Below are 12,845 nucleotides of genomic sequence, written 5' to 3'. Positions count from 1 at the left end.
GCTGAGCAGGCAGCGGCGCCACTTTTCCATGCAAACTGTGAATTCTGACAGTAGAAAATTACTTTTTTTGGGCGTTTGCTAGGCCAGTGCCAATGGGGCGTAAGGCTTAAGCCTCTGGCAAAACGGCCATTGAAAAGGAGTTTTCATTATGTCAGGTACATTGCCACCTCTTGAGCTGCCTGCCCCCATCCTCGTTGAGGCTGAGGGCGCACTGAAAGTCGATTCGCTGAAATTGGTGGCGGGAGCTACCATTCGGGTCCGCTATGAGGAGATGACTCCGCGTCACCGGATTACGGTCCGTTGGCCTATCTCTGGTGGGGAGTACGCTCCTGTCAGCGCTCAGGATGGAGTCGAGGCCGGGTTTGTCGATTTTGTGATTCCTGCGCAATACGTGGGGATAAACATCAGCATTGCCCCCATCTCGTTCTCTTACATCGTAACGGTAGATGGCCAGGCGTATCCCCCTTCGGCGGCAGGGGCAGTTGTCATTGATCGGCCCTCGAATGCACCTTCCCCACTCTTTTTAGGCATGCACAAGGACGTTCTGGATCTGGCTCTACTGTGCTGCGATGACCCGGTTATCCATGTCGAGCCTTGGGCATTTATCGCCACGACCAATGTGGTCGAGCTTTATGTTGCTGGGGAATATATCGACGGTTCGCGATTCAGGCGTACTTACTACCGTAACGAGGCGGTCACGGCGGACGAAGTGCGTAATGGCTGGAGTAGGGCTCTGCCTCGAGCCGATCTGGCAGCGCTCAAGCATGGCAGTGAACTGTATGCGTATTTTTATGTAGCGTTTCGCCCCAGTACGGGTCCGAATCCTACTTACATTGGGTTTCCGGGCCTTGTTACGACGTTGCTCACCGAACCCCATCTGGCACTGACCGCGCCCCATCTGGTCGAGTCCGTGGACTGCGGCGCCGACGGCTGGGTACTCAACCCGGTGAACACGGTAGACGGCGCACATCTTCAGGTGGCCTACGAGTTTATGTGTCCAGGGGACCGGGTGTGCCCAACGGTTATCGGCACGCCAGGGTCGGGTTCGCCAGTGTTGGAGTGTCAGCAGGTGGCGGATGAGGCCAGTCTTGAGTTTTGGGTGCCGCCTTCTGCCATCAGTGCCAATTTCAACCAGCCCATTCTGCTGGCCTACCGCGTGATGCGCTGCGATGGCAGTGAGTGGCAATCGCCTGCGAGGGAGGTCGAGGTTTTAGGTCTCAGTGGCTTGCCGACGCCAAGGGTGGAGCAATCAACCGGTAATGTTTTGGACCTCAATACGTTTAGCGGCGATGCCACTGCCTTGGTGGTGGTATGGGACTATATGGCCTTGGGGCAAGCGTGCTGGATGTGGATCACAGGCGAGGAGGAAGATGGCAGCCCCTACCGCTTTGAGGTACTGGAAGGTACGCCGGTCACCGAAGAGTGGCTGGCCAGTGGTGTCAGTGCGCAGCTGCCGCGCCTGGCGTTGCAGGCACTGGCCGATTGCAGTGATCTCCAGGTGCATTTTGCGGTGAATTTCAACGGCCGGTTGGACCGGGGCAGTGCGCAGACATTCCCCGTGTTGAGCCTGGAGGTTGTCCAGGAAGACCTGGTGCTCAACGCCCCAACGGTGCGCGAAGCGGTGGGTTCCCAACTGACGGTGTACAACGGCCGGGAGGGTGTGACGGTACGGGTAGCGTATGAGCGCATGAGTGCCAGCCATGGGATCAGCGTGTGCTGGAAACGCTCGGACGGTACATGCCTGCCGCTGATGTCCAAGCCAGGCAATAACGACCCGCAATACGTGGACTTCCATATACCTCGGGAAGCGGTGATCCATGGGAGCGGCAAGACGGTAAAGATCCACTACACCGTCACCAGCCTGTGCAAAGTGGCGACTTCTGCGGACCTTGATTTGCAGATCAGTGTGCCGGTGCGTTTGCCGACGCCGGTGGTGCCACAGGCGACCAATGGCATCCTGGATTTGCGCACCTTTACCGGGGATGCGGACATCAGGGTTGAGCCCTGGTGGTTTATCTTGCCAGGTCAGAAGGTGTGGCTGCGGGGTATCGGGACGCGTAAGGATGGCAGCCCTTACCTCTTCAATATTTACCTGGGCAATGAGGTGACGGCAGGCGAGCTCACTGCCGGTTTGAAAGATGTTTTGAGGCGAGTCGAGCTTGAGTTACTCAAGGATGACAGCCAGTTGACGTTTACCTGCAAGGTGACGCCCGACGGCAGTACCCGTGAAAGTGACGCAGTGCAGTTCTTGCCACTGGTGTTGCTGGTAAAAACAGTTTTTGATGATTTGACCACTTTTGATCGTGATGACTGGAATGGCTGGATGCGGGGCCCGGCAGCCTCTGACCCGCGAGACTTACAGATTGATAGAACCGGACCCAATCCGTATTTGCGCAACAATACGTATACCGACAAATCAGAGGGGGTTGTCCTGTGGAAGAATGTCACGGGTCTTAAGGTCAATACACGCTATGAGTTCAGCATCTCGATCAAAGGGATGAATGAAGTGCCTCCGCTGCCGAGACTTTCTTTGTTGGCAGCAGGGCAGACGCTGGTGGGGCCTGTGGAGATCACGGGTACGAATTGGTTGACGTACAGGGGGGTGTTTGTTGCTCAAGCGCAGACCGTGAAACTTGAGTTGTACAGCCATGTTGCCACTGGATATGGGAACGACTACGGCCTTGATGATCTGCGGGTCAGACAGTTGTGAGCGCCTCCTGAGTGACCTGATGCCCGCCTTGTGCGGGCGTTTTTTATGGGCCGATTCAGTGCCGGAACCGTACACCGTTGGTCGATTATGTGCGTTCCCAGTGGTTGAACTGTCAATTCTGACAGTAGGCAAAACGCCTGTTTCCAAGGCTAGATAACTGCAGTTTTTGGCCTGCCAGCCAGGCCTGCTGGTTATCTTTCCTTGGACAGGAGGTCTTGTCATGGTTAAAAAAACCACCCCCCAACGTTCGCCATCGGCTGCTGTCGGGCCAGATGCCGAAGTTGCCGTCGAATTGCCCGTTCCGCAGATCCACTACGCCATCAATAACAATACCCTGGACCCCATTAAAGCGCGTGACGGCACGGCCGCGACCATTGCTTTTGCGGGGATGGGCACCACACCCATCACCGTGTATTGGGCGATCAAGGACCAGGATGAGCCTGTATTCGAGCCTATCGCCTATCCGGGCAGTACCAGCGGCAGCATCGATATTCCCATTCCATGGCAGTGGGTCAGTACCAGCATTGGGCATACGGTTTTGGTCTGGTACACCGCGAGGGTGGCAGGCCAGTTGAAGAAATCGTTGGTGCTGGAGTTGGAGGTCCAGCAGATCAGGGAGGAGGACCTCAAGGAGTCGCTGCCGGTGTTCGAGCATGCCAAGTATGTCCAGAGCACCTGGAAACTGGATATGAAGACCTTCAGGGGCGATGAGATTATCCGCCTTAAGGCCTGGCCGATGATCCAGGCCGGGCAGCGGTTGTTTATCAATGTGGCCGGCGATCAGCACAAGCCGCCGTTCGCGTTTAGCTGGGTGGCGCGGGACCATGTGGTCACGGAGGCCGAAGCCCATGAGGGGCATGTCTTTGAGTTCAAGCTGTCACGCAGCTGGATGGCACGTCGCGAGGACTATTCGGCACTGACCCTTCATATCGCTGTGATCTTTGATGGCACCGCCCCCAAGCCGCCGGTACCGGTCGACCCGATCTACGAAACCCAACTGCCCGAAAACGCCCACGAGTTTCATCCGCGTACGACGGTGCTGCTGTTGGTTGATAAGTCCCTGCATTTGCCTGCTCCGACCCTGGTCGAGGCTGAAGGCTCGGGCCAGGTCGATCCACTCAAGTTGTTGGAGGGGGCCACAGTCCGTGTCTGTTACGACGATATGCAGAGCACGGACCTGATCACCCTGCGTTGGGAGTCCACCTTTGGTGATGACGCGCCCATTGCACCCCAGTATGGCGTGGAAGACGGGTGTGTCGATTTCCATGTTCCGCCGTTGTACGTAGGGATGCGCCTGGATAACTTTGCACTTTTTTCCTACACCGTGACTCGGGAGGACGAGGTTTTTGCGTCGCTTGAAGGTGTGGTGAGAATCCCGCTCCCCTCCAACTTGCCTGCACCCCAGGTTCTCCAGGCATATGACAAGACCCTGGATCTTTCCCGGTTGTGCTGTAAAGACCCGATTCTTTATGTAGCGCCCTGGGCTTTTATTGATCCGACGCAACGTGTCGATGTGTATATCGGGGGCACTTATGCCGATGGCTCAAAAGCCAGGTGGAACTTTTTTACCGACTCACCGGTAACCGAAGAAGATGTTCGCAATGGCTGGAGCAGAGCCCTGCCACGGGAGGAACTGGCCAAGCTCAAGCATGACAGTGAGTTGTATATCGTCTTCTATGTGGAGTTCCTTCCGCGTAAAACGGGGCGCCCGGTTTACCGCATGTTCCCTTCGCTTTTACTGACGCTGCAGACCGAGCCCCATCTGGAGCTGACAGCTCCTCATCTCGTCGAATCGGTTGACGACGGTACCCACGGTTGGGTGGTTAACCCGATCAATACCGTGGAGGGCGCACATCTTCAGGTGGCCTACGAGCATATGTGCCCAGGGGATCGGGTGTGCCCAACGTTTAGCGGCACGCCAGGGCCGGGTTCGCCAGCGTTGGAGTGTCGGCCGGTTGAGGATGAGGCCAGTCTTGAATTTTGGGTGCCGCCTTCTGCCATCAGTGCCAATTTCAACCAGCCCATCCTGCTGGCCTACCGCGTGATGCGCTGCGATGGCAGTGAGTGGCAATCGCCTGCGAGGGAGGTCGAGGTTTTAGGTCTCAGTGGCTTGCCGACGCCAAGGGTGGAGCAATCAACCGGTAATGTTTTGGACCTCAATACGTTTAGCGGCGATGCCACTGCCTTGGTGGTGGTATGGGACTATATGGCCTTGGGGCAAGCGTGCTGGTTATGGGTAACGGGCGAGCAGGAAGATGGCAGCCCCTACCGCTTTGAGGTGTTGGAAGGTGAACCGGTCACCGAAGAGTGGCTGGACAGTGGCGTCAGTGCGCAGCTGCCGCGCCTGGCGTTGCAGGCACTGGCCGATTGCAGTGATTTCCAGGTGCATTTTGCGGTGAATTTCAACGGTGAGTTGGACAGGGGCAGCGCGAAGACATTCCCCGTGTTGAGCCTGGAGGTTGTCCAGGAAGACTGGGTACTCACAGCACCGACGGTGCGCGAAGCGGTGGGTTCCCAACTGACGGTGTACAACGGGCGGGAGGGTGTGACGGTACGGGTAGCGTATGAGCGCATGAGTGCCAGCCATGGGATCAGCGTGTGCTGGAAACGCTCGGACGGTACGTGCCTGCCGCTGATGTCCAAGCCAGGCAATAACGACCCGCAATACGTGGACTTCCATATACCTCGGGAAGCGGTGATCCATGGGAGCGGCAAGACGGTAAAGATCCACTACACCGTCACCAGCCTGTGCAAAGTGGCGACTTCTGCAGACCTTGATTTGCAGATCAGTGTGCCGGTGCGTTTGCCGACGCCGGTGGTGCCACAGGCGACCAACGGCATCCTGGATTTGCGCACCTTTACCGGGGATGCGGACATCAGGGTTGAGCCCTGGTGGTTTATCTTGCCAGGTCAGAAGGTGTGGCTGCGGGGTATCGGGACGCGTAAGGATGGCAGCCCTTACCTCTTCAATATTTACCTGGGCAAAGAGGTGACGGCAGGCGAGGTCACTGCCGGCTTGCGGCAAGCCTTGAAACGAATCGAGCTTGAGCTATTGAAGAATTTCAGCACCTTGACCTTTACCTGCAAAGTCACTGCTGATGGGAGCAATCAGGAAAGTGCGGCGGTGGTGTTCCCCGCCTTGATCCTGAGTGTGCGCATGGAGCCAGAAATACGTTATGAAAACTTCACCGGGCAGCCCAATCGCAAAATTTCCGCAGGTCAAAGCGTTGATATTGCAACAATGACGATCACACTATTACCGGGGTCTGGGGGGACATCCGGTATTGAGTTCTACGCGTGGACCACCCCCGGCATGTTGGATGGCCCGGCGTTAGTGGTTTGTAGCAATAGCTCTAACCAGGTTCCCGAGCAGCGCATACGGGTTGATTTCAAATTGGCTAGCCAAAGAGTCAAATTTGCCTACACATGGCAACAGCATCCGGTTGACATTGTGTTTTACGATAAGACCGGTAGGAGCATTGGTTCACGTTACCTCCCCCCGGCACCTTCGGATAATGATCAGCAAAATCACTGGATTGATTTTACGGCGCCTGCTGACAGTAGCATTACGTCAATGATCGTCAGGGCATCAGATCATGCGTATATAGACTTTTTCACTTTTTGGGGGGCTTGAAACCGGTGCTCCTTCCGTTGAACCAGTGGGGGAGTACCTTCTCTTTTACTGAGACATGGCCCTGCTAGCAGGGCCTGTCTTTTAACGGGCAATTATTTGCTGCCAAGGATTTTCCCCAACTTGTCCGGCGACGGCGCCCCTTGCTGTTGCTGCAACTGACCCTTGTCATCCAGATAGAAAATCGCCGGGGTGGCCGACAACTCCAGCTCCTCCATCAGCTTCATATTGGCATCGAGCTTGGCCTGGATCTGGGCGGGGATCTTGTTCAGTGCCTTGAGCTTGCTGGCTTTACCCGCCGACTCATGTTCTTCCAGGGCCTTGGCCGTATCGTTGCTGGCCAGCAGCGCCGCCGATTTGCCCGGGCTGTCCTCGCGGATAATCCCCACCATGATGTGGCGCAATTGCACCTTGCCGGCCTTGACCCAAGGCCGCGCCTGTTCCCAGAACATATTGCAGTACGGGCAGTTGGGGTCGCTGAACAGGTAGACGGTGCGCGGCGCATTTTTATCGCCGTCCTGGATCCAGCTGCTTTGCTCCATCTTGGCCCAGATTTCCTTGGCCATCGGCGCGTAGACCAGCTTTTCCAGGGGCGCGGTGCTCAGGTCATTGCCCTTGGCGTCGTACAGGTTGCCGGCCAGCACGTGCTGGCCGTCGGCGGTCAGGTACAGCGCCATGCCGCGGTTCTGGTATTGCGCGGCATAGCCCTTGAGCCCGCCCGGTGCGTCGAAGCTACCGATGATCTTGGCACCCTTGGCTTCGATCTGTTTGATCGGTGCCGGCCATTCTTCGGCATGGGCGAGGCTGGCGGCGAGGGTCAGGGGCAGTAGGGTCAGCAGGTGGCGGAGGTGGGGCATAAGGGTTTCCTTGCAGGGGCCGTCTTGGCGGCAGTCGAGTCCGTGGGGGCGAAAGATTCCATGGCGCGGGCCAGGCTGGCCTGGGACAGCTCGCCCAGGTGGCTGTTGATCAGCCGGCCATCGGCTTGATAGAAGAGGGTGGTGGGCAGGGCCATGGAGCCCACGGCCTGGCCCAGGCGGCCGCTGGCGTCGAACAGCACGTTGTCCAGGTTCAGGCCCTGGGTGGCCAGGTAGGTGCTGACGCTTTGCATGCTTTCGGCCTGGTTGACGAACAGAAAGGTCACATCCGGCCGTTGTTTCTGGGCGTTTTCCAGCACCGGCATTTCCCGTCGGCAGGGTGGGCACCAGGTGGCCCACAGGTTGATCACCAGTGGGCCGCCCTGGTAGTCGGCCAGTTGCACGGTTTCGCCATCGGCATTGCGCAGGGCGATATCCGGCAGGCGCGTGCCTTTTTCGTAGATATTCAACGAGAAACTGGCCAGCGCCCAGAAGGCCAGGCCGCTGACCACACCGGCCGTGAGCGGCTTGCGCAGGGCCGGGCGGCGCCAGCTCCACAGCAGGGCGGCGATGATCAGCACGATCACCCCAGGCCAGGCCAGGAAACCGCCGTCGCGCAGGTCGACGATCTGCAGCGGGTCGTCGCGGTAGTACGACCAGTACATCAGCACAAAACCGATACGCGCACTGAGCATGCCCAGCAGGAACAGGCTGAACAGCACGGATTCGGGGTTCTCGCCGCCTCGTTTGGCCACGCGCCAGCCCACCAGGGTGGCGAGGATCAGCGCACTGATCAGCAGCAGGTGGTTCAAGGCGATGGCGAAGGTGCCGATGGTCAAGGTCAGCATCAGCGGGCGTCCCGGGTCTGGGTCCAGCGTTGCAGGAAGGCGGCGGCATCCACTTCGCCAGTGATGCGTTGGGCGCGGCGCTCTTCACCGTCCGGGCCGATCCACACAAAGCTCGGTGGGCCGGGGACTTTGTAACGGCCCAGCAGTTCGCGGCTGGCGGCGTTGTCGGCGGTGACGTCCAGGCGCAGCAGGCGCACGTTCTTCAGGGCGTCCAGCACTTCGGCTTTGCCGAACACCTGTTTTTCCATGATCTTGCACGATACGCACCAGTCGGCGTAGTAGTCCAGCAACACCCATTGGCCCTGGGCCTTGGCGCTGTCGAGCTGGGCTTGCAGGGCTATCGGATCGTTGACGGTGATAAAGCTGTCATGGGCGCTCGGCGCGCCAGCGACCGGCGAGCCGCCGAAAACCTTGAGCGGCTGATAGAGATCATCGCTACCACCGGCGGCGCCGATCACCAGGATCGCGCCCCACAACCCCAGGACCAGGGAACCGGCACCCAGGACCCTGGCGACCAGCCCGTGCTCGCGGGCCAGGCTCCAGCCGCAGTAGGCCATGACCAGGGCCAGCACGCCCCACAAGCCGAGCCACAGGCTTTCGTCGACGACCGGGCGAATCATCAACACGGCGGTCGCGAGGAACAGGAAGCCAAACACGCCCTTGAGCACATTCATCCAGTTGCCCGGCTTGGGCAGGAAGCGATTGCCCACCGTCACCAGCAACAGCAGGGGCACACCGATACCGATACCCATGGCAAACAGGATCAGGCCGCCGTGCAGGGCATTGCCGCTTTGCGCGATATACAGCAGGGCGCCGGCCAGGGGCGCGGTCATGCACGGGCCCACCAGCAGGCCGGACAAGGCGCCGAGCACCCCGGCGCCGACCAGGCTGCCGCCACGTTGCTGGCGGGTGGCGTTGTCCAGGCGATCGCGCAGGAAGGCCGGCAGTTGCAGTTCAAAGAAACCGAACATCGGCAGGGAGAGGATCACAAACAAGGCGGCGAAGCTACCGAGGATCCACGGGGTTTGCAGCAGCGCGGCCAGGTTGCTGCCGGCCAGCGCGGCCAGCACGCCGAGGGCGGCATACACCAGGGCCATGCACACCACATAACTGGTGGCCATGGCAAAACCACGGCGTGGGCTGGCACCGCTGCCCACCACCAGGCCAGCCAGGATCGGCAGCATCGGCAGCGAACATGGGGCAAACGCCAGCAACAGGCCCAGGCCGAAGAACACCAGCAGGCTCCAACCCAGGCTGCGTTGTTGCAGGCCGCTGGCCAGGCTTTCATCCTGGGCCTCGGCGGTGGCGGCCACGGCGGGGTTGCCGCCCAGGTCCACGGTGAGCGATTGCGGCGGGTAGCACAGGCCGGCATCGGCACAGCCCTGCCAGCCCAGTTTCACCTGGCCGGTGGCGCCGGCCGGGAGCTTCACTTCCAGGCCCTGGCGATACACCTGTTGCTCGCCAAAGAACTCGTCGCTATGGGCCTCGCCCTGGGGCAACACCGGTTGCTCGGCCAGGCCCTCGAACTTCATGCGTTGCTGGTACAGGTAATAACCATCGGCAATCTGCCAATACAGCTGGGTTTCACCGGAAGCCAGGCGCTCGGAGGTAAAGGTGAAGGCCTTGCCCACCGGGAGGAATTCGGTTTTGGTCTCGAACGGATTGCTGCCAGGCGCGGCCTGGGCCAATCCAGTGAAAAATACCAGCAGGAAGATAAACAGATGCCGCATGGTCAAGCCTTAGTTCGATGCAAGTGGAGCACACAATGTGGGGTGCTGATTAACCGATGATTAACCGGGCTATATTCTAGAGTGTAGGGATTTTCGGAGCGCGGATCTTTTGCCTGCATAATGCGCGCTTAATCCGCCCGCCTTTCAATCAGCATTTTTGCAAAGGGTTCAGCATGCACGTACTGGTCTGTGAAGACGATGACCTGATCGCCAGTGGCATCGTTGCCGGTCTCGGCGCCCAGGGCTTTACGGTCGAGCGCGTAGCCACGGCCGCCGCCGCGCGGGCGATGCTCAAGGCGGCGGAGTTCGACATCATGGTGCTCGACCTCGGCCTGCCGGATGAAGACGGCCTGAAACTGCTGCAGCAACAGCGCAGCGCGGGCCTGGAGATTCCGGTGCTGATCCTCACTGCGCGCGACTCGGTGACCAACCGTGTCGACGGCCTACAAGCCGGTGCCGACGACTACCTGCTCAAGCCCTTCGACCTGCGCGAACTGGCCGCGCGCCTGCAAACCCTGTTGCGTCGCGTGGCCGGGCGCAGCGTCAACCTGATCGAACATGGCCAGCTGACCTACAACCCCAGCAGCCGCGAAACCCTGCTGGGCGGTCAGCCCGTGGACCTGTCCCGTCGCGAACAGGCCCTGTTGCAGGCCCTGCTGCACAACCGTGGCCGGGTGCTGTCCAGCGAGCAGCTCAAGGACAGCGTCTACGGCTTCAACGATGAGCTGGAAAGCAACGCCCTGAACGTGCATATCCACCACCTGCGCCGCAAGCTGGGCAACGGCATTGTCGAAACCGTGCGCGGCCTGGGCTATCGCCTGGGCCCGGCGGCCGGTGCAGAGGACGCCTCGTGATGAGCCTGCGTCTGCGCCTGACCTTCAAGTTGGGCGCTGCTTTTGTGCTGATCTGGGTGCTGGCGGCGGCCTGGATGCTCAACGACCTGCGTAACCAGATGATGTTTTCCCTGGACCAACGGCTGGTGGCCTCGGCGCGCATGGTGGCCGGGCTGATGGAGCAGATGCCGGGCCTGGCCAGCGTGGGCGAGGGCAAGCGTTTTGGCGCCGAGCAACTGAATGTGCCGGGTGGCATGGCGTGCCAGGTCAGCTCATTGCGTGGCGAAATCCTGGCCCGTAACCACAACACCCCGGACCAGGGCCTGGAATCCCGGCAAAGCGGCTTTCGCGACCAGATCATCGACGGTGCCGCCTGGCGTAGCTTTACCCTGGCCCGTGGCGATTTGTTCATCACCACGGCGGATCGCCAGGTAGAGCGCGAGGCGTTGAACCTGTCGATCCTGCTGGCGGCCTCGGTGCCGGTGGGCGTGGCCCTGCTCGGCTGCCTGTGCCTGTTGTGGCTGGGGATCGGCCAGAGCCTGGTGCCGCTCAACCGCATGCGCGACGCCTTGATGCGCCGCAGCGCCGACTCCCTTGAGCCCTTGCAGATTCACCCGTTGCCCAGCGAACTCAAGCCGTTGCTCGACACCCAGAACCAGCTGTTGCAACGCATCGCCAAGACCATCGAACGCGAGCGCCGGCTGACCGGCGATGCCGCCCACGAGCTGCGCAGCCCGCTCACGGCGATCAAGACCCACCTGCAAGTGGCGCGCATGACCGATGGCGCGGCCCGCGACCAATCCCTGGCCCATGCCGAGGAGGGCGCCGACCGCCTGCATCGCACCCTGGAGCAATTGCTGCTGCTGGCGCGGGTCGAGGGCAGCCTGTCGTTTGACGACGGTTTGCAGTCCAGCGCCGAGCAAGTGGCGCGCCTGGCGATCCAGGACGCCCATGCCGGCGACAACCGCCGCATCGACCTGATCTTGCCGGACAACCTGCCCGATAACCCGGTGGAAATGCCCGTGGGCCTGGCAGTTGCCGCCTTGCGCAACCTGCTGGATAACGCCCTGCGCCATACCCCGGCCGAGACGCGGGTGCAATTGAGCGTGTTTACCCAGGGCCATCAAGTGGTGTTCCGCGTGCGCGACCATGGCGCGCCGATCTCCAGCGAAGACCTGCAGCACCTGACCGAGCGTTTCTGGCGCAATGGCAACAGCGGCGGTTGTGGCCTGGGCCTGGCCATCGTGCAGGCGATTGTCCAGCGCTGTTCCTGTTCCCTGGTCTTCGACAGTCAGCCCGACGGCCTGCGGGTCGACCTGGGGATGCCGTTGCGCCGCTGATCCTTGCTTGCACACACATAACTACCGCCATCCTCAGGCCCGACGCTTCAGGATGGCGTTAATTTTTGTGTTTGCAGGTTTGCCGGCTGAATGACTCAGCCTGTATTGAAAAGGACAGCGCTTATGTTGGTCATCGATTCCACTTACCCCGCCAAGGATTTTAATGCGCGCAATGGCGAAGCCGTGCGCCAGTTGGTGGTGCATTACACCGCCGCGCCCTTTGCCTCCTCCCTGCGCACCCTGACGCAGCTGGGTGTCAGTGCCCATTACCTGTTGCCCGATCCCCGTGAGGCCAGCTACCGAAACGCCGGCTACGACGAACTGCGGGTGTTCCAGTTGGTGGACGAGCGCCAGCGGGCCTGGCATGCAGGCGCCAGCCATTGGGCGGGCCGCGATAACGTCAACAGTCGTTCCATCGGCATCGAGATCGTCAACCTGGCCCGCGATGAGGGCGGTGTATTGACCTTTCCGGCCTATGACCTGGAGCAGATCGCCGTGCTGATCACCCTGATCCGCGATATTTGCGCCCGTCATCCGCAGATCGGTGCCAGGGATATCGTCGGCCATGCGGATGTGGCGTTCTGGCGCAAAAGTGACCCGGGGCCACGCTTGCCCTGGCACGATTTGTTCGAGGCCGGCATTGGCGCCTGGTTCGATGAAGAGGTCAAAAATGCCTATGTGCGGCGCTTTCGCCTGGGGTTGCCCCAGGAGGTGGAGGTCGAACGGGCCTTCCAGCGCTATGGCTACGCCCCGGCAAAAAACCGCCAGGCGTTCGAGCAGCGGGTGCGGGCCTTCCAGATGCACTTCCGGCCCGCCGACTATCGTGGGCAGCTGGATATCGAGACCTGCGCGATTCTTTATGCGTTGAATGAAAAGTACACCAGTGCCGGCGAGTGACC

At 60.3% G+C, this 12,845-nt stretch carries 8 protein-coding genes; 5 read left to right on the top strand and 3 right to left on the bottom strand.

The genetic code is table 11. The annotated features are described in order from the left end of the window. The first annotated feature begins 148 nt into the window (after positions 1-148). Both BLL38_RS18090 and BLL38_RS18085 read left to right on the top strand, forming a co-directional pair. Complete coding sequence (locus BLL38_RS18090; RefSeq protein ID WP_076963781.1) at positions 149-2,710, top strand: hypothetical protein; 2,562 nt, start codon at positions 149-151, stop codon at positions 2,708-2,710. Between the two features lie 220 nt (positions 2,711-2,930). After that, positions 2,931-6,344, top strand: a complete 3,414-nt coding sequence (locus BLL38_RS18085; protein WP_076963780.1) for a hypothetical protein — start codon at positions 2,931-2,933, stop codon at positions 6,342-6,344. A gap of 92 nt (positions 6,345-6,436) precedes the next feature. Here BLL38_RS18085 and dsbG read toward each other — a convergent pair whose 3' ends face one another. From dsbG to dsbD, 3 genes are read right to left on the bottom strand one after another with little or no spacing between them, the layout of a single operon-like run. Beyond that, positions 6,437-7,198 (bottom strand): thiol:disulfide interchange protein DsbG, encoded by a 762-nt coding sequence (dsbG, locus tag BLL38_RS18080; RefSeq protein WP_076963779.1) that lies wholly within the window; start codon positions 7,196-7,198, stop codon positions 6,437-6,439. Continuing rightward, on the bottom strand, positions 7,174-8,043 hold the full coding sequence (locus tag BLL38_RS18075) for a TlpA disulfide reductase family protein (protein WP_076963778.1): 870 nt from the start codon (positions 8,041-8,043) through the stop codon (positions 7,174-7,176). The genes dsbG and BLL38_RS18075 overlap by 25 nt, the downstream gene beginning before the upstream one ends. Then, positions 8,043-9,773, bottom strand: coding sequence for a protein-disulfide reductase DsbD (gene dsbD, locus BLL38_RS18070; RefSeq protein WP_076963777.1), 1,731 nt, complete (start codon positions 9,771-9,773; stop codon positions 8,043-8,045). Before dsbD ends, BLL38_RS18075 begins: the two co-directional genes overlap by 1 nt. 173 nt (positions 9,774-9,946) lie before the next feature. On the opposite strand from dsbD, the gene BLL38_RS18065 reads away from it, so the two are divergent. The 3 genes from BLL38_RS18065 (at position 9,947) to BLL38_RS18055 (ending at position 12,843) form a co-directional block, all read left to right on the top strand. Beyond that, positions 9,947-10,627, top strand: coding sequence for a response regulator (locus BLL38_RS18065; RefSeq protein WP_076963776.1), 681 nt, complete (start codon positions 9,947-9,949; stop codon positions 10,625-10,627). Continuing rightward, a complete protein-coding gene (locus tag BLL38_RS18060) occupies positions 10,627-11,946 on the top strand; it encodes an ATP-binding protein (protein ID WP_076963775.1) in 1,320 nt (439 codons plus the stop codon). Before BLL38_RS18065 ends, BLL38_RS18060 begins: the two co-directional genes overlap by 1 nt. Before the next feature lie 123 nt (positions 11,947-12,069). Then, positions 12,070-12,843, top strand: coding sequence for an N-acetylmuramoyl-L-alanine amidase (locus tag BLL38_RS18055; RefSeq protein WP_076963774.1), 774 nt, complete (start codon positions 12,070-12,072; stop codon positions 12,841-12,843). Positions 12,844-12,845: the final 2 nt, after the last annotated feature.

It is taken from the genome of Pseudomonas gessardii (assembly GCF_001983165.1).
GTDB classification, from domain to species: Bacteria; Pseudomonadota; Gammaproteobacteria; order Pseudomonadales; family Pseudomonadaceae; genus Aquipseudomonas; species Aquipseudomonas gessardii.
The sequence above is the reverse complement of the archived record's forward strand: the minus strand, read 5'-3'. Positions and strand labels throughout refer to the sequence as shown.